The organism is Neglectibacter timonensis, assembly GCF_900048895.1.
GTDB classification, from domain to species: Bacteria; Bacillota; Clostridia; order Oscillospirales; family Acutalibacteraceae; genus Acutalibacter; species Acutalibacter timonensis.
Genome location: NZ_LT160635.1, coordinates 233,978 through 250,936, shown reverse-complemented (window position 1 = coordinate 250,936; position 16,959 = coordinate 233,978). Strand labels below are relative to the sequence as shown.

At 59.3% G+C, this 16,959-nt stretch carries 14 protein-coding genes; 1 reads left to right on the top strand and 13 read right to left on the bottom strand.

Features of this window, described 5'->3' with window-relative positions; translation table 11 throughout:
* Positions 1 to 44: 44 nt before the first annotated feature.
* The 3 genes from BN3911_RS01780 to BN3911_RS01770 all read right to left on the bottom strand — a co-directional run bounded on the left by BN3911_RS01780 (position 45) and on the right by BN3911_RS01770 (position 2,537).
* On the bottom strand, positions 45 to 914 hold the full coding sequence (locus tag BN3911_RS01780) for a FecCD family ABC transporter permease (protein ID WP_082942008.1): 870 nt from the start codon (positions 912 to 914) through the stop codon (positions 45 to 47).
* Positions 880 to 1,908 (bottom strand): ABC transporter substrate-binding protein, encoded by a 1,029-nt coding sequence (locus tag BN3911_RS01775; protein WP_066860486.1) that lies wholly within the window; start codon positions 1,906 to 1,908, stop codon positions 880 to 882. The genes BN3911_RS01780 and BN3911_RS01775 overlap by 35 nt, the downstream gene beginning before the upstream one ends.
* 116 nt (positions 1,909 to 2,024) lie before the next feature.
* Positions 2,025 to 2,537, bottom strand: a complete 513-nt coding sequence (locus tag BN3911_RS01770; protein WP_066860483.1) for a cob(I)yrinic acid a,c-diamide adenosyltransferase — start codon at positions 2,535 to 2,537, stop codon at positions 2,025 to 2,027.
* A 249-nt stretch (positions 2,538 to 2,786) separates the two neighbouring features.
* Here BN3911_RS01770 and BN3911_RS01765 point away from each other — a divergent pair, with 249 nt between their 5' ends.
* Positions 2,787 to 3,338 (top strand): DUF2284 domain-containing protein, encoded by a 552-nt coding sequence (locus BN3911_RS01765; protein ID WP_066860480.1) that lies wholly within the window; start codon positions 2,787 to 2,789, stop codon positions 3,336 to 3,338.
* A 595-nt stretch (positions 3,339 to 3,933) separates the two neighbouring features.
* Here BN3911_RS01765 and BN3911_RS17515 read toward each other — a convergent pair.
* The 10 genes from BN3911_RS17515 to BN3911_RS01710 all read right to left on the bottom strand — a co-directional run bounded on the left by BN3911_RS17515 (position 3,934) and on the right by BN3911_RS01710 (position 16,913).
* Positions 3,934 to 6,729 (bottom strand): S-layer homology domain-containing protein, encoded by a 2,796-nt coding sequence (locus BN3911_RS17515; protein ID WP_242871056.1) that lies wholly within the window; start codon positions 6,727 to 6,729, stop codon positions 3,934 to 3,936.
* A gap of 219 nt (positions 6,730 to 6,948) precedes the next feature.
* Positions 6,949 to 7,779 (bottom strand): tocopherol cyclase family protein, encoded by an 831-nt coding sequence (locus tag BN3911_RS01750; protein WP_066860474.1) that lies wholly within the window; start codon positions 7,777 to 7,779, stop codon positions 6,949 to 6,951.
* On the bottom strand, positions 7,766 to 9,070 hold the full coding sequence (locus BN3911_RS01745) for an FAD-dependent oxidoreductase (protein ID WP_066860471.1): 1,305 nt from the start codon (positions 9,068 to 9,070) through the stop codon (positions 7,766 to 7,768). The genes BN3911_RS01750 and BN3911_RS01745 overlap by 14 nt, the downstream gene beginning before the upstream one ends.
* Before the next feature lie 98 nt (positions 9,071 to 9,168).
* Positions 9,169 to 9,381 carry a cold-shock protein gene (locus BN3911_RS01740; protein WP_066860468.1) on the bottom strand — a complete coding sequence of 71 codons (213 nt, stop codon included), beginning with the start codon at positions 9,379 to 9,381 and terminating at the stop codon, positions 9,169 to 9,171.
* 259 nt (positions 9,382 to 9,640) lie between these two features.
* A complete protein-coding gene (locus tag BN3911_RS01735; RefSeq protein ID WP_066860466.1) occupies positions 9,641 to 10,009 on the bottom strand; it encodes a DUF4180 domain-containing protein in 369 nt (122 codons plus the stop codon).
* 841 nt (positions 10,010 to 10,850) lie between these two features.
* A complete protein-coding gene (locus tag BN3911_RS01730; protein WP_066860463.1) occupies positions 10,851 to 11,282 on the bottom strand; it encodes a CarD family transcriptional regulator in 432 nt (143 codons plus the stop codon).
* Between the two features lie 266 nt (positions 11,283 to 11,548).
* Complete coding sequence (locus tag BN3911_RS01725) at positions 11,549 to 12,469, bottom strand: carbohydrate ABC transporter permease (RefSeq protein WP_242871055.1); 921 nt, start codon at positions 12,467 to 12,469, stop codon at positions 11,549 to 11,551.
* Positions 12,470 to 12,562: 93 nt separating this feature from the next.
* Positions 12,563 to 13,498, bottom strand: coding sequence for an ABC transporter permease (locus tag BN3911_RS01720; RefSeq protein WP_242871054.1), 936 nt, complete (start codon positions 13,496 to 13,498; stop codon positions 12,563 to 12,565).
* 5 nt (positions 13,499 to 13,503) lie between these two features.
* On the bottom strand, positions 13,504 to 14,631 hold the full coding sequence (locus BN3911_RS01715) for a Gfo/Idh/MocA family protein (RefSeq protein WP_066860460.1): 1,128 nt from the start codon (positions 14,629 to 14,631) through the stop codon (positions 13,504 to 13,506).
* Between the two features lie 695 nt (positions 14,632 to 15,326).
* The gene (locus BN3911_RS01710; protein WP_066860457.1) at positions 15,327 to 16,913 is read right to left on the bottom strand and encodes a DUF3502 domain-containing protein; all 1,587 of its coding nucleotides are present in this window, start codon (positions 16,911 to 16,913) and stop codon (positions 15,327 to 15,329) included.
* Positions 16,914 to 16,959: the final 46 nt, after the last annotated feature.

The window sequence follows — 16,959 nt, the reverse complement described above, 5'->3', positions numbered from 1 at the left end:
CGGGGCGGGGCCGCGCGCACCTGCCCCGAAGGCGACCGGATTTTTTACAACCCCCCCCTTTCCCGCGGACGCTGCCCGGGGGGGGGGGCGTCGCCTATGTATCCGGGGTGTGCGAAAAGAGGCCCGAGTGGCTTTCTCTTAACCACATCAGGATGTGAAGCGGCGGCCAGCGCAAGAAGGATCAGCCGGACCCGCCGCACCGGCAGGCCCAGGCTCCGGGCCGTATCGGAACCCAGGGCCAGCACGTCCATTTCATTGCTCAGCAGCAGCACAGCGAGGAGGCAGAACAGGATCACCCAGGCGGAGGGCGCGATTTTAGCCAGGGAGAGGTTCGCGAGCCCCCCGATGCGGAAGTCGGAATAACCGGTGAGGGCGTCGGGGACAAGGGTGACCACGGCGTCGATCCCGGCGCTGAAAATCCCCGAAATGGCCACGCCCGCCAGCACCAGGGTGATCCGGGAAGCCCCCGCCTTTTCAGAGATCAGCAGCACCAGCAGCACCCCGCCGAAGGCCCCCAGAAAGGCGGCAAAGGACGATGCCGCCGCGGAAGCTGGCAGCAGGGCGCAGCACAGGGCCACTGCCAGCCCCGCGCCGGAATTGACTCCGATGATGTTGGGGGCCGCCAGCGGATTTGCCAGCACGGTTTGGATGATCGCCCCCGAGACGGCCAGCGCCGCCCCGCTGAGCAGGCAGCCCAGGGTGCGGGGCAGGCGCACGTACAGCAGAATCCCGGCCGCGGCGGAATCCTGCCGGCCCTGAAAGATCGCCTGGAACATCTCCTTTGGGGAGACCGGGGCCGCGCCGAGACACATGCTCAGCAAAGCGGCCAGGAGGGCGGCGGCCCCCAGAAAGAGCAGGCGGCGGAGCGTCCTGCCGGATTTATTCGCCATACAGTATCTCCGCCAGCCCTTCATAAGCCTCGCCCCAGCGGGCGTTGGGCTTCAAATTGTAGAGCGCCTGGTCCATGTAATGGCAGCGCCCCTCCTTCACCGCGGTGAGCTGCTGCCAGGCGGGGTTTGAGAGCACGGCTTTTTCCAAAGTCTGCCGTGCCTTCTCCTGGTTGCCGCCCTGCAGCACCAGGAAGATATAATCGGGGTCGGCGGCCAGGATGGACTCCATGGAGAGCTCCTCCAGCAGGGAAGCGTCGCTGTCCGCAATGTTTGTACACCGCAGGTCCTCTAGCATCTCCCCCAGCACGCTGCCCTTGCTGTTCTTCACTTTGCAGCTGCCGCCCGTGGCCCGCAGGTACAGGACCGTGGGGGCCTCCTTCCCCTCCGCCCGGGCCTTGGCCTCCTCCACCTGGGCCTGCACCGCGGTGCCGTACTGCTCATAGCGCTCCGGACAGCCGGTGATGCGGGTGCAGATTTCCAGCATTTCCAGATAGTCGGAAAAGCTGCTGACGTCGAAATATGCCACGGGGATCCCCGCCTGCTCCAGGGTGGGCAGAAGGTCGATATCCGCCTGGGTTTTTGTGCTTGCAAGCACCAAATCCGGCTGAACCGCCAGCAGGGTTTCCGCACTGGGCTCCTTCACCGCCCCCAGGTTTTGCACCGTATCCGGCAAATCCAGGGAGAACTGGGTCCAGGTGTCGGCGGCGGCCGCGACCAGGGTGTCCTTCCCGCCCGCCAGACACCACATGTCCGCGAAGCTGCCGATCAGCGCGGCCACCCGCCGGGGGCTGTCCACGGTGAGGCTGCGGCCCAGGCCGTCGGTAAAGGTGACGGCCGTGCCGGCGGGCCCGCTTTCCGCACTGCCGGAGGCGGAGGACGGGATGGGGCTGCTCAGCTCCGAGCCTGCGGAACTGAGGCGCTCCTGAGAGACGGAACTGAGATGTTCCTCAGAGGAGGAACATCCGGCGATAACGGCGGCCAGAACGGCGGCCAGAATAAGGCTGTATCTTTTTTTCATGATAGTTGTCCTTCTTTTTTGAATCTGGGATGTGAAAGCTTGTACCGAGGCCTATTATACGGGAAACCGGAAGCCGCGTCTACCCCTGCGGAACCCATTGCCCGGAGGCAGTGCGTTTAAAATTCCACGCCCTTTCTGGCGGCGGTCCCCCGGCTGTAAGGATGCCTGCGGCAGCGCATTTCCGTGGAATAGTCCGCCGCTTCCAACATCCAGGGGGCGGGCTCCCTTCCGGTTATAACCACTTCCATGCCTTCCGGCCGAAGGAGGACAGCCTGCCGCAGAAGGCTGTCCTCCACCATCCCCAGCTGCAGGGCGGCGCAGGCTTCGTCCAGAATCAGCAGGCCGCAGGGCTCCTCCATGGTCTTTTTCAGCAGGAGGCCCTGCTGTTCCCGGAGGGATGCCTTCTCTTCCCCGGACATCTGGAAGACAAAGCCCGCGCTTTCCATGCCGGAGTAAACCGCGGCCCCCAGCTCCCGCAGGGGGGTTAGCTCCCCGCTGCAGCCGTCTTTCAGGAACTGGACGACGGTGACCCGGAGGCCGTGCCCCAGGGCGCGCAGCGCCAGGCCCATAGCCGCGGTGGTCTTTCCCTTTCCCTCGCCCCAATAGAGATGTACAAGCCCTTTTTCCATGCCGGGTTTCCCTCCCCTTTCCACAGGATGTCCGCCGGGCGGGGCAAAGGCACAGGACGCACCCCGGGGCGGTTCGTGAGTGGTATCATAGCACAATTTTGCCCCGGACACAAGCGCCGGGGCAACAGGATAAGAAAATACAAAAAATCACCGCGATCCTACAAGAAAACAGAGGGGAAAAGGGATATAAAGAGAGGGAGGAAAAAGCGCCGGGAGGGCTGAGGCGCGCCGGAAGAAAGGGAGAGTGCCGTGAAACAGAATTATGAGGAGCTGCTGGAGCAGGTACGCGGGCTGGGGGCTTACCGGGCGGAACTGATCGACGTGGAGAAAATCAGGTTTGACCGGGCTTTCCGGGAACTGTGCGAGCAGAACGCCTGCGGGAATTACGGGCAGTGCTGGATGTGCCCGCCGGACGCCGGGGATATCGACGAGCTGATTGCCGAGGCGGGATCGTACCGCCGGGCGCTGGTGTACCAGACCGTGGGAAAGCTGGAAGACAGCTATGACTTTGAGGGCATGATGGAGGCAGCGCGGGTGCACGGCGAACTGTCCCGCAGGCTGACAGAGCTGTTTGAAACCCAGCCCTTTTCCCGGAAGCTGCACCTGGGCGCAGGCGGCTGCCATGTATGCCCGGTGTGCGCCAAGAGGACCCAGGAGCCCTGCCGCCACCCGGAGCTCGCCATGCCCTCGCTGGAAACCTACGGCGTGGCGGTATCGGAGCTGGCTGCCTCCTGCGGAATGAACTACATCAACGGGAAAGACACGGTCACCTATTTCGGCGCGCTCTTTTTCAGCGAGTAAAAAAGACAGCCTCGCTTTGTTCGAGCATCTTCTGCTTGTTCTCTCCGCGGCGGCAATTTCCCCTCAAGGGGAAGCCCTTGAGGGGAGAAGGCAAACAGATTCCTGCGGAATCTGCTGGATGAGGTGGAATGTCCTTAGCCTTCCCCTTGAGGGGAAGGGGGACCGCTTGCGGTGGATGAGGTGGAAAGTCTTACTCTCCCCGCAGCGGCAGAATATAGGTTAGCAACACCTCATCAGTCACCTTGGTGAAGATCTCTGAACAAAGTGAGGAGATCTTTTTGACAGCTTCCCCTCGAGGGGAAGCCTTTGGTCTCCGCTGCCGCTACGGGTCTTGGTCCCCTGTGGGGACCGTCCAAGACCGGTCTTCGCTGTCGCTACGGTCGGTGATGGACGCATGCCACAGGCATGCATCACCCGAGACGGCAGTCGAGAACGGCGCTGGGCGCGTGCCACCGGCACGCAGCGCCCTTAGCCTTCCCCTTGAGGGGAGAGGGGAAACAGATTCCCTGCAGGAATCTGCTGGGTTCTTCGACAAGCTGAGCGGGACGGTTTCACTGAAACCGTCCCGCTTTTGATCGTCAGAAAATGACGTGAGTCAATCTGTGGTTTGCAGATACCGCATGAGCATGGCCGCTGCTTCGGCGCGGACAGCGCTGCCTTTGGGGTCAAGGACACCGTTGCCCTTGCCATTGACGACGCCCTGCTCCACGGCCCAGTGCATGGCGTCCACCGCATAGTTGGAAATCTGCCCGGCGTCGGTGAACCCGTCCAGTGTGCCGCTCGCTGCAGGGCTGTCCGCATAGCGCCAGAGAATGGCCGCAAACTGCTCCCGGGTGACGTTGTCATTCGGGCCAAACGTATCGTTGCCGTAACCGTTCACAATACCGTTTGCGGCGGCCCAGGCAACTGCGTCCGCGTAGTAGGCACCGGGAGCCACATCGGTAAAGCCGGACGCGGCGGTCACAGCGGGACTGCCCGCCAGACGATACAGAATGGTAACGATCATGCCCCGGGTAGCGCTGAGACTTGGGCTGAACTCGGTCTCGCCGGTGCCGTTCATCAGGCCGGTATCGGGATCGGCTGCCTTCACAAAGCTTCCTGCGACGCTCACATCCCCGGAGGGCATGGCAAATGTGTAGGTACCGTCGCCCCTGTCGGTCAGCTCAAGTTCCTTGCCATACTTGTCGGTAACGGTCAGCTCGCCCAGCTCGTATCCGGAATCGGGCTCGACGGTGATGATCACGGCGACGCCTTTGGAAGCGCTCTTGGGGTTGACGGTGATCGTGCCGTTCTGCACGCTGAGAACGCTGACGGCGTAGACAGCGGAGCCGCCGCCGCTGTTTTTGTGAACGGTACCGTCCGACGTGATGAAACCGCCGTAGGGGAACAACTTCCCGTTGACCTTGCCGCCGGGGGGAATAGAGATAGAGCCGTCCGCGTTGACGGTGGGCTGGGCAGACGAGGTGCCCTCGAGGATCACGACGGCGGGGGTGTTGGCGGTCCCGCCGCCATTGCCCGTGGTTACGTTGGGATCATCCGCCGCGGTCAGGATCATAAAGCCGTCCACGTGGGTGTTGGGAGACAAACCAGCCACGACGGGGGACGCGGCGCTGCCGAGGATGGATACTTTGGTGGCCTTTCCTGATTGCGGTGGAGAACGGTCTGTCGTCACGGTTGCAACAAAGCCGCCCGCGTTCTCGTCACCCAGCACGACGCCTTTCCCCTTGCAGCCGGAGATTCCGATTTGGCTGTCCTTTGACATATGTGGGTTGGCGGTGATCGCACCCCAGAAACCGCCCGCCGTCTTGCCGGAGACGCTGCCGCCGGCGGTGCAATTCGTATAAGTGCCGCAGTATCCGTCGCCCACAAAGCCGCCCGCCGTGCTGTCTGTGCTTTTCACATCGCCGGTGGCGGTGCAGCCTTGAAAGGTGGCGGCGACCTGTTTGCTGCTTTCGCTGTAATCCATCGCGGACGCGCCGATGAAGCCTCCCGCACTGCCCGCGGCGAGAATATCCACATGGGCGGCGCAGTCGGTTAGCTGCGTTGTGGTTTCATACCAACCCAAATTGCCCAAAAAACCGCCGGTCTGTGCGCCGCCCGTGACACCGGAGGTGTCGATGGCGCCGGAAACGGAGCAGCCAGTCGCGGTGGTGCTGTGTGAAAAGTTGGCGGAAAAGCCGCCGATGCCGGAATCTTCATCACTACTAATGCCCTTCAGCCTCATATCCAGCCCGACGACGGTGCAGTTTTTGAAGGTGTTAACCCTAGTAGTGCCGGGAAGCTGCGTATTCGCTACAAAGCCGCCCACCTGACCGACCGTGCCGGTTTCGGACGTGCTTCGAATGATGATTCCATGGACCTTGCACCCTTCATAATGGGTATCTTCGTTATTGCTGCCGGAAAGGCCGCCTACATATCCTATATTTTCATCGCCGGTGATGGAGACGTCCGAGGCGGTGCAGTTCTTCACAGAGACAACATCGTCGATTATGTTCTGTGCAGTTGCAAACAGTCCGCCAACAGTTCGGGCGCTGCTGGCCTGGAAAGAAATCTCTGACGTGGAGCAGCTTTCAAAGGTGCTTTGGCCCTTGACCTCCCCCGCCAGACCACCGCCGTGCCTCAAAAGCCCCCTTATGGAAACAGTCATATCGGATACGGAGCAGCTGTTCACCTTGTTGGAACTTGTAGTCAGGGAAACAGAACAAAACATTCCAGCAACACTCGTGTAGTTATTATACATGTCAGATGAGTTGTTTTCTCCTGTGACCCTCACGTGATTCACCGTGCAGTTCTCCGCGCCGCCGGTCAGAGAATAGGCCAGACTGCCGAAAAGACTATTGGTCCCCAGCTCGGCGGTCACAGTGTCCAGCGTCAGGTCCCGTATCTTGCCGCCGGCGGCGATGGAGTGGAACAGACCCACCTCATATCTCTGGCTCGTATTTTTGATGGAAAAGTTCAAATTGGAAATAGTATGCTTGTCCCCGTCAAACGTACCGGCAAATGCCCAAATCCGGTAGTCGGCGGTGACCGTGCTTCCGTCAACGCCGACCCAAACGACGCCGGTCAGATCCAGATTGTCGGCCAGTATCACCGTCTTACCATTGAAATCATCGGCGGGAACGCTGTCTGAGAACTTTTTGCTCTTATTCTGCGTGATCTTCGCCAGTCCCATCAGGTCGGCCACGGTGGAGATGGTGTAAGCGTCCCCTTCGGGATTTTCGTACCAGTCGTAGCTGGGTGTGGGAGGAATGACAGGATCAGTGTACACCATTGCATCATTGGAGGGCTCGTTGCTCCCCAAACCCGCCGCCAGCGCTGCGGCAGGCAGCATGGTGAGCACCATACAAAGGGTCAGCACACCCGCTAAAAACCGTTTTTTTATTCTTTTCATTCCGTGACTTTTCATGGCCTTTTTCCCACCCCTGTTCTTAAATGATATAGCTCACATAATTCGCATCATGTGATAAAAAAGAATTGCTGTTTGCTTTCCTGTTTTTATTGTAATTAGGATTCCCTCCAAAAGTCAAGAAATATTTCCGCATCGCTTCCCAGCCCGGAGAAAAGCCGCGTCGGACAAGCCGGGAGCAGCCAGGGGCCGCGACATAAAAAGTCAGAGAGACGGGACTGCTTCCAGGCTGGCGTTTTCGCTGGTCAGGTCGAAGAGCAGGCGGCTGCCTTCCAGGAAGCGGAACCGCACCTTGGCCCGGTTGCATTCCCGGATCATGCCTGTCATCAGGCCTTTGGCGGGGGATTTCAGGGCATGGCCCTGTTCCCTGCGCAGGAGGAAAATTTCCAGAAGCCGGGTTCCCTGACCCAAGACAATGCGGCCGGGGCCGGTTTCCAGAAGCTTTACCCCTTCGTAGGTGGCGAAGCGGTACTCCCTGCCGCCGAAATGGACGGCGCAGATGCAGCCTGGAAAGACGAGGCCGCAGAAGGGAATGCGGGCCAGGGAGAGGAAGATGCTGCAGGGCTGGGAAAAGTCGCTGCACTGCAGCCAGAGGTAGCTTTTGGGAAAGGACCTGCCGCTGTCTTTTTCCAGGTAGCCCAGGCCCCCGTCAAAATCCACGGCGCGGCCCGGCAGCTCCAGGGAGCCGCGCAGCCGGTGCCCCATGCTCAGCACGCCGTGGCGGCACTCCATGGGAAAGAAACGGAAGGGGCCCATGATGTCGGAACGCAGCGGAGTGAGGGGGCCGTAGGAAATTTCCCCGCGGATTCCCGGCAGGTCCACGGAGATTCCGTTCCGGCCGAAGCGGCAGCCGGGGGCATAAACCCTCTCCCCCTTCCGGTCGACGTGCAGCGCGGGCATGGGAAAACAGCGGGCCCCTTCCGGCCAGATCACCTGGACGAAAGCGCCGCTTTTTGCCTGCCCGGGAATGAAGGCCACCGTGTCCCGGCCCTTTTGATGCTTGAAGTACCAGCCTTCGAATTCAGGATTCCACATGGAGGCCCTCCATAGCGGGATTGTCGATCAACTCGCCGCTTTCGTCAAACCGGGAGCCGTGGCAGGGGCAGTCCCAGCTGTGCTCGGCCCGGTTCCATTTCAGGGCGCAGCCCAGGTGGGGGCAGCGCTTGACCGTGGGGATCAGGAAATCCTTCAGGGTGGACCCGGCGTTGCAGAACAGCTGGGGATGCAGCATGCTCCGGTCGGGGGCGTACAGGGAGGCGTCCGCGTTGGGCCTGCCCAGGGCCAGGTCTGCAAGCAGGGAGGCAGCCGCAAAAGAGGTGGTCATGCCCCACTCGTTGAAGCCGGTGGCCGTAAATACGTCCGGCATGGCGGGGCTGTACGGGCCGATGTAGGGGATTTGGTCCAGGCTGATGCAGTCCTGGTTGGCCCAGGCGTACTTTTCCCTGGCCTCGGGAAAGCAGCGCCGGACAAATTCCCGCACCGCCTCAAAGCCGCCGTTTTTCCCGGTGCGCCGGTCCCCGCCCCCTGCCAGCAGCAGGTCCCCGTACGGCCGGAAATACATGCCGTCTTTGCCGTAGCCCACTGCGGTGCAGGGCAGTTTGGGGGCGTTTTCCAGAGCCAGCACAAAGGAGCGCTTCTGGTACAGCTTCATAAAATACAGGCCCCTCCGGTTGACAAAGGGGAAGTGGGTGGCGACGATCACCTTTTTCGCCGTGATCTTTCCCCTGTCCGTATAAGCGGTGGTCCCCTCCAGCCGCCGCACAAAGGTGTGCTCGCGGATGTTCAGCCCTTTTGCCGCCCCCCAGAGGAATTTCAGCGGGTGGAACTGGGCCATGCCCGGGTATTTCACCGCTCCCGCCACCCGGAAGGGAAGGGGGGCGCCGGAAGTGAGGAATTCCGCCGGAAAGCCCAGGGAACGCACGGCCCGCGCCTCCTGTTCCAGAACGTCCCGCTCTGTCAGGGAATACATGACCGAGGGCATGTCCTGAAAATCGCAGGGGATGGTGCGGGAGAGTTCTCGGAACCCCTCCACAGCCCGGAGATTTGCCTCCAGATAGCGTTTTGCCTGGTCCGCGCCTCTGCGGCGGATCAGGTCGGAATAGAGGACGTCGTGCTGGGCGGAAAGCACGGCGGTGGTTCCCTTGGTGATGCCCATGCCGATGCGGTTCCCCTCCGCCAGCACGCAGTCCACCCCTCTGTCCCGCAGCTGCCGCAGGCACAGCACGCCCGCCATTCCGCCGCCGATCACCAGCACCCCGGTGCGCAGGTCCCCCTCCAGGGCAGGGAAACGGGGCGGCTCCACGCCCTTTGTCCATAAATATTCCATAAAAAACCTCCTGAACCGTTTTTCTTAGTATCTGCGGTTCAGGAGATTTTATTTTACGGATTTACAGCCTGTTAAAACAGGCGTTCAGGGACTCCCTGTCAGGTAATGCACACGTTGACAGCGCGCAGCTTGGAGGAATTCTTGGGGTCGGTCTCGGTGTCAAAAATCACCTTCTGGCCTTCCAGCAGGGTCTTGAAGCCGTTGGAAACAATGGCGGAAAAGTGTACGAACACGTCGCCGCTGCCGTCGTCGTTGGAAATAAAGCCGAAGCCCTTGCTCTCATTAAACCATTTTACTGTACCGTTATTCATAACTGGTACCTCCTAAAAATAAATTCCGTATCCGTGAAACAAAAAAACTCACACTTTTTGTAAATCATCAAACGAAGCAATGACTTACAAAAAATGTGAGGTCAATTGGTACATTCTGAATACGCTCTCTATTATAAGACGGGAAGGAAAGTTTGTCAAGCTTTATTTTCAGGGCTTAGCGGAACATATAGGAAGGGCATGCTGCCAAAATCCTTTTGCAGCATGCCCTTTTATGATAACCGGTATTTGTACTGTGGTTTTATTGTATTTGAATCAACTTATTTACCGCTTCTTCCCTGCTTTCTAAAAAGAAGAAGTGTTTTCCCTTGTTGGACTCATAAATGAAGTCCTTTAAGGGTTTGCTGGTATAGTGAGAATAATCCCCATAGAAGGCCGCTCTTACGTGGTAATTGATATATTTCTGCAAAATCTCACCCGCGATACCCGTACTGAGAACAAAGAACTCATCACAGACCAGCTTCTTATCTATCACTATATTGGCCGCGCCTGTTTCATATTTGACTGTCATTGCCAAATCCAAAGCAGACTGCGTATCAACAATAACCTTTTTATCATCGGAAACGACCGCGATGACACAATCCTTATCTTTTACTATTTCAATTTTCATAGAGACCTCCAAAAACAGATGCAGCACAAATCCCGATCTATCGAACTACTATAGGATATCCGCTTTTTTGCCCGAAGTCAATCCTGACAAACGGAACGCTTTTGAATGGCAGAATAGGCCTGGCCATAAAAAAACAAAAGCATGCAGAAAAAAGAAAAAACGGTATATCCATGAAGGACGATACCGGTTTTTCTTAAAAATTCGCCGCCGCGGTGTAAGCGGGGAGCTTTCCACCTCATCCAGCAGATTCCCGCAGGAATCTGTTCCCCCTCTTCCCTCAAGGGGTAGGCACAAGGCGCTGCGTGCCGGTGGCACGCGTCCAGCGCCGTTCTCGACTGCCATCTCGGGTGATGCATGCCTGTGGCATGCGTCCATCACCGACCGTAGCGACAGCGAAGACCGGTCTTGGACGGTCCCCACAGGGGACCAAGACCCGGAGCGGCAGCGGAGACCAAAGGCTTCCCCTTGAGGGGAAGCTGCCAAAAAGATCTCTTCACTTTGTTCAGAGATCTTCGCCAAGGCGGCTGATGAGGTGTTTTGACTTGTATTCTGCCGCTGGGGTGCGAGCGAGAAGCTTTCCACCTCATCCAGCAGATTCCGCAGGAATCTGTTTCACCTCTCCCCTCAAGGGGAAGGCAAAGGTCCTTCTCCAGCCCGGAAGCAAAAGATCTCCTCACTCTGTTCGGAGATCTTCGGGAAGAACCCCTCGAACGCGAAGCGTTCGCCTTTCCTGCGGAAAGTACCGGGCTTCTTCCGGCTCGAACGAAGTGAGAGCATCTGTTGCTTCCGGGCTGGAGCACAAGGTTCTTTGCCCAGCTTTCTGCGAAAGAAAGCGGGAGGGTCAGGAGATGCCGCTGCAGACGAAGTTGAATTCCGAAAGGGTGCAGCGGGACACGCAGTCCAGGAAGCTCTTGTCCCGCCCGGTGAGGAGCTTTTCCTTCCTGCGGGCATGGAGCATTTTGGAAAGCTTCAGGATTTCCAGCAGGTCCCCGTTCTGTACGGATTCGTCGTATAGGCGGAACCTGGCGTTCCGGTCGGCAATCCAAGGGGTGTCCGCCTGCTCGGCCTCCTGGTACAGGCTGCGCAGTTCGGCCTCGCTGGCCAAAACCCGCACGCCGATCTTTTTCGAGGACAGAATGGGGATGTAGAGCTTCAGCTTGTGGTCTGACAGCGGTGAAAGCACATAATACTCCCTGGCGTCCATGGTGATACGGTCGGTGATTTTGCAGACCCCCTGCTGGGGGTGCATGACGTGCTCTCCAAGCTGAAACATAAATTCTCCTATTCTCCGGATCGCTGTTTTTTGCGGATACACACCTGTGGCGGGCACCTGCGGTGGCAAGTCGCGCCCTGGGTTCCTTGCAATTCCCCGGCTTTTCCCACGCGCTGCAGACTTCTGCAGCTATGGTCCCGCACCTGCCGTCTTTCGGCCAATCACATGTGTATTTATTTAGTATATCACAAAACAGCCGGATAATCAAATTTTGTGAATAGGAGGGGCGCGCCGGGAACATAGGCCTGTGAGGAGAACACAGGCGTTCAGCCCTTTACCGCGCCCACGGTGATCCCCTTGATGAAATAGCGCTGCACAAAGGGGTAGAGGAAGATGATGGGTCCTGTGGCGGCCACCGTCATCACCAGCTTGAAGGACTGGGTGGGCATGATGGGTACCTCCACGCCGGCCTCCGCCGCGGCCTGGGCGGCAAAGTTCATGGAATTGAGGGTGCGGTACAGGTAGTACTGCAGGGGGAAATAATCCGCCTTTGTCATAAAGAGCATGGCGTTGTACCATTCGTTCCAATAGTTCAGGGCGATGAACAGCCCCACAGTTGCCAGGGACGGGCCCGACAGCGGAAGGATGATCCGCAGGTAGATGATGAAATCGTTTGCGCCGTCGATCTTGGCGGACTCTACCAGGGAATCCGGGATGGATTTGAGGAAGTTGCGCATAATCAGGATGTTAAACACGCTCACAAGCCCCGGAATCAGCATGGAGAGGGGATTGTTGCGCAGGTTCAGGTATTTCGCGATCAGGATATACCAGGGCACCAAGCCGCCGCTGAACAAGGTGGTGAAGTAAAAGAAAAAGGAGAGCTTGTTGCGCCAGGGGAAATCCCTGCGGTACAGCACATAGGCGGTCATGGAGGAGATCAGCAGGGAAAGGGCGGTGCCCACTACGGTCAGCACCGCGGTGACCTGGTAGGCCCTGGCCAGGGACACGCCCCCCTCCAGGAGCAGCCTGTAGGATTCCAGCGACCATTCCTTTGGGATCAGGCGGAAGCCGTCCCGGTAAATGGCTTCCTCCGCGGTGAAGGAGCCTGTCACGATCATCAGAAACGGGACCAGGCAGATAATCGCCAGCAGGGTGACCACTGTGTAAGAGATGGCCATAAACGCGGCCCGGTCCCCGGTGGTGCGTATTTTCATCGGCCGTACCGCCTGTTTTTTGTTGGACGGCATGCTTCAATCATTCCTTTCTTGCGCCGGGATGCAGCCGGCGGTTTTGCCGGAAGGGGACGCCCCGGGGAAGCGCGGGACCAGCGGTCCCTTCCGCTAGAACAGGGCGTATTCCTTATCGACCAGGCGCGTGAGGCCGTTTACGGTCATGATGATGACCAGGTTCAGGACGGACTGGTACGCGCCCGCCGCCGTGGACATTCCGAAATCGGAGGCCTGCATCAGGGCGCGGTAGACGTAGGTGTCGATCACGTCGGTCATCTTGAAGAGCATGCCGTTGTTGCCGACCACATTGTAGAACAGCTGGAAATTGCCCTTGCAGATGCCCCCCACCGCCAGCAGCGTCAGGGTGATGATGGTGGGCAGCAGGCAGGGAATGGTGATGACCCGGATTTTCTGGAAGGTGTTAGCCCCGTCGATATCCGCGGCCTCATAGATTTCCGTGTCGATCCCCATGATGGCGGCAAGGTACAGCACAATGCCGTAGCCCAGGCCCTTCCAGGTGTTGAGGACGATCAGGATCCAGGGCCACACCCCGGGATCGGAGTAGACGTTCACCCTCTCCATGCCCAGGCTGGTGAGGATGGTGTTGAACGCGCCGAACTCGTAGTTGAAGATGTTGTACATAAACGCGCCGATTACCACCATGGAAATGAAGTAGGGCAGGAACATCATGGTCTGGGTCACCTTTTTGAACAGCTTCAGCCGCATCTCCGACAGCATGACGGCCACCAGCACCTGCAGGGCTGTGCCCACGAGCAAAAAGGCCACGTTGTAGAGGATGGTGTTGCGGGTGAGGAACCAGGCGTCCCCGGAGCCGAAGAAGAAACGGAAATTTTCAAGCCCCGCCCAGGGGCTGGCGAAAATGCCCTGGGCGTAGTTGAACCGCTTGAAGGCCAGGATGATGCCGGGCATGGGGAGATAGTTGAAAATCAGGAAATACAGCACGGCGGGCAGGACCATCAGGAGCATGATCCAGTTCTGCCTGACCTTTCTCAGGAACCCGCCGGGCTTTTTGGTCCGTGCCGTCAATGCGCTCACCCCTTCAGCGGAATTCTTCTGCCTTCCTCGTGGGACCTGACACAAGCGTCCAGCGCCAGCATATTCCGGTACCCGTCCTCAATGGTGGGAACCATATCGTCTGCGCTGCCGTGAATCAGGTCGAAGAAGCACTGGGTCTCGTCCACGGTGAACTGCTGGGGGATGTCGATGCGGCTGTAGGCATGGCTCATGCCGAAGGAGGGGCCGATGCAGGCGTAAAGCTTTGCCTGATGGTCGCTGTCCGCGTCGTTTTCATAGACCAGGGCGCCCTTGCTGCCCTGGATTTCCAGGCGCTGGTAGTTGCCCCTGCCGTAGCCGAACCGGGTGATCTCAAAGGCGGCCGCCGCGCCGTTGTCCATCTGCAGGTGCATATGGCTGTAATCGTCCACATCCACCTCTTCCCAGTGGATTTCTTCGGAGACCCGCTCAAACCTGCGGCCCCCGTCCTCATAGACGGCCTTATAATCGCCGAGGCTGGGGCGCCGCTTTACAAAAGTGCCCAGCTCCGCGGAGACGCTGGTGAATTCCGCCCCGGTGACAAACCTGGCCATATCCAGGGCATGGGAGCCCAGGTCCCCCAACGCGCCGGTGCCGGTGAGCGCCTTATTGTACCGCCACACCCGGGGCGCGTTTTCGTTGGTCCCGCCCGCCTGCTTGTACTGGGCGTAGACATGGCGGATTTCCCCCAGCTCCCCGCTTCTCACGATATGCCGGGCATACCGCATGGCAGGATAAAACCGGTAAGTAAAGCCCAGCATCACAGGCACGCCCGCCTCTCTGGCTGCTGCCAGGGCGGTCTCCGCCTCGGCTGCGTCCAGCGTCATGGGCTTCTCCGTCATCAGGGGCTTCCCTGCCCGGAGCACGGCCAGCATCACTTCCAGGTGCACGTTATTGGGCGTCACGTTGGACACCGCGTCCACCTCGCTGCAGGCGATCAGGTCGTTGTAGTCCAGGAAGCGGCGGTTTTCCGGAATGCCGTAGAGGTCCCCCTTATACCGGAGAGTCTCCGGATTGTTGTCGCACAGGGCGGTCAGGACCGCGTCTCCGCTGCGGAGGGTCCCCCCGATGGAGAGGGCGGAATGGCCGCCCACGCCCACGACTCCCATTCGAATCTTCTCATTCATAAATCAAGCCATCACCTTTCCAAAATCTTTTCTCCGCTTTCTTTCGCAGAAAGCTTGTAAAGAACTCTGAGCTCCAACCCTCTGGCAAAAGCTGCTCTCACTTCGTTCGAGCCGGAAGAAGCCCGGTACTTTCCGCAGGAAAGGCGGCGCTGCGTGCCGGTGGCACGTGTCCAGCGCCGTTCTCGACTGCCGTCTCGGTCGGTCTTGGACGGTCCCCACAGGGGACCAAGACCCGTAGCGGCAGCGGAGACCGCTTCGCGTTCGAGGGGTTCTTCCCGAAGATCTCCGAACAGAGTGAGGAGATCTTTTGCTTCCGGGCTGGAGAAGGGCCTTAGCCTTCCCCTCGAGGGGAAGGTGTCACGGCTGTGCCGTGACGGATGAGGTGGAAAGCCTCATCCTCACCCCGCAGCGGCAGAATACAAGTCAAAACACCTCATCAGCCGCCTGCGGCGGCAGCTTCCCCTCAAGGGGAAGCCTTTTCCTTTAGCCTTCCCCTCGAGGGGAAGGGGGACCGCTTGCGGTGGATGAGGTGGAAAGCTCCCCCGCTTACACCGAGGCGGCAGAATATAGGCGGAAGATGCTCGAACGAAGTTCGACCATCTTTTTGCCACCTCATCAGTCACCTGCGGTGACAGCTTCCCCTCAAGGGGAAGCCTTTGGTCTTTTCAGTCCCCTCTCCCGCTGCCCTCCGACGTTTATTCTACAGAGAAATTCTTCATGTGTTCCTGAAGCTGCTTGGTGTACTCATCCACCACCTTCTGGCGTCCAGCCGCGTCATAGGCGGCCTCCATGGTGTTTAGGGTGGACTCCCAGTCGTCGTACATGCCCAGCAGCAGGCCGTTCAAATATTCCTCCGTCACGTTGGTCATGGCGGCGATCTCCGCTGCCACAGGCTCCTGGTTGAACAGGAAATAGTAGACTTTATTGACAAAGGTGCGGTCCCGGTAGCTGTCCACACAGGCGGTGTACTCCGGCAGTTCGTCCACGGAGGTCCGGTGCATATCCACCTGGGAGCTCCACCAGTTGGTGTAATCGCCGTAGTCCCCGTTCTTCGGGCCCACGGACATCAGGCCCTCGCCCTCGTCGATCCAGTGCTCCCCTTCGATGCCGTTGCGGAAAAGGTCGAAGGCTTCCTGGTTGCACTTGACGTACTGCAGCCATTCCAGGGCGCGGTCCGCGTGCTGGGAGACAGAGCTGACGGCAAAGGTGTTGTTCAGGTAAGAGGTCTGCAGCACGGTGAAGTCGCCGTTGTTGGCGCCGTCGTAGAATTCCGCCTCCCATTCCGGGTGGGAAGTGTTGGCCTGCTGGACGAAGCTGGCCACAGTGCCGTTATTCTCCATGGCGATGGCGCTGGTGCCGTTGAGGAAGCTGTCCTGCTGGCGTTTGTCGTTGTTCAGGGCGTTGGCGCTCCAGAAGCCGCGCTTGCGCCAATCCACCATTTTCGCCAGGTAGTCCTTGAACTCCTGGGTCTGGTAGATGTTGAACAGCTCGCCGGAATCGTCCTTGGTGTGGTAGCCGTAGCCTGGGATCATGCTGGCGTTCTGGGAGCAGTACATCAGGTCCTGCTCCTGGTCCATGACGATCTGCCGCATGTAGGAGGCGTAGCTGGGGTTGGCGTCCCAGGGGATGATGCTGGGTTCGTTGTCCGCCACGGCCTGCAGGTACTGCTCCAGAATGTCCACAGAGGTGATCTCCGGGATGTTGTACTTCTTGCGCAGGTCGCCCCGGACCGCGATGGCCCGGTAGTAGGACCATTCCTCGGACACATTGGGCACGCCGTAAATTTTGCCGTCGACGGTGGCCTGCGCCCAGGCCAGCGCGGGGATTTTGGCGTTCAGGTCCGGCATGTGCTCCTCGATGAACTCAGGCGTCAGCTCTGCGAAGGCGCCCTGCTGCACCCGCTTGGGGTAGCCGCCTGCGGAGACATAGGTGGCGTCGTGGTATTCGCCGGAGGCGATGATCAGGTCGATGCCGTTGGTGTTGGACCAGGAAACCAGGTTGTGGGTGGCCGTGGTCTGGATGGCCGCGGAGGTCAGCTCGTTGAGCTTATCCCAGACCCGCTGGTTGTCCGGCTTGCCGTCGCCCTGCCAATAGAAGACCAGGTCCACGGTTTCACGGTCGGACCCCTGCTCCTCGCCGGGCTCCGACGCCTGGGAGGATTGGGCCTTGCTTTCGGGGGAAGATTCCTCCTTCGGCGGTGCGCTGGAGGAAGGGGTGGTGCCGCAGGCTGTCAGGGCCAGGGTGCACAGGACTGCGAGCAGAGCGGAAAGAATCCTTTTCATAATGTACCTCCTATAGGTAATTTGTTGAATAAATTATAGTATCCTT

Bases quoted from the DNA above. Each gene is read 5' to 3' on its own strand.
- BN3911_RS01780 (WP_082942008.1), bottom strand. From the start codon at position 914: ATGAAGGGCTGGCGGAGATACTGTATGGCGAATAAATCCGGCAGGACG.
- BN3911_RS01775 (WP_066860486.1), bottom strand. From the start codon at position 1,908: ATGAAAAAAAGATACAGCCTTATTCTGGCCGCCGTTCTGGCCGCCGTT.
- BN3911_RS01770 (WP_066860483.1), bottom strand. From the start codon at position 2,537: ATGGAAAAAGGGCTTGTACATCTCTATTGGGGCGAGGGAAAGGGAAAG.
- BN3911_RS17515 (WP_242871056.1), bottom strand. From the start codon at position 6,729: ATGAAAAGAATAAAAAAACGGTTTTTAGCGGGTGTGCTGACCCTTTGT.
- BN3911_RS01750 (WP_066860474.1), bottom strand. From the start codon at position 7,779: ATGTGGAATCCTGAATTCGAAGGCTGGTACTTCAAGCATCAAAAGGGC.
- BN3911_RS01745 (WP_066860471.1), bottom strand. From the start codon at position 9,070: ATGGAATATTTATGGACAAAGGGCGTGGAGCCGCCCCGTTTCCCTGCC.
- BN3911_RS01740 (WP_066860468.1), bottom strand. From the start codon at position 9,381: ATGAATAACGGTACAGTAAAATGGTTTAATGAGAGCAAGGGCTTCGGC.
- BN3911_RS01735 (WP_066860466.1), bottom strand. From the start codon at position 10,009: ATGAAAATTGAAATAGTAAAAGATAAGGATTGTGTCATCGCGGTCGTT.
- BN3911_RS01730 (WP_066860463.1), bottom strand. From the start codon at position 11,282: ATGTTTCAGCTTGGAGAGCACGTCATGCACCCCCAGCAGGGGGTCTGC.
- BN3911_RS01725 (WP_242871055.1), bottom strand. From the start codon at position 12,469: ATGCCGTCCAACAAAAAACAGGCGGTACGGCCGATGAAAATACGCACC.
- BN3911_RS01715 (WP_066860460.1), bottom strand. From the start codon at position 14,631: ATGAATGAGAAGATTCGAATGGGAGTCGTGGGCGTGGGCGGCCATTCC.
- BN3911_RS01710 (WP_066860457.1), bottom strand. From the start codon at position 16,913: ATGAAAAGGATTCTTTCCGCTCTGCTCGCAGTCCTGTGCACCCTGGCC.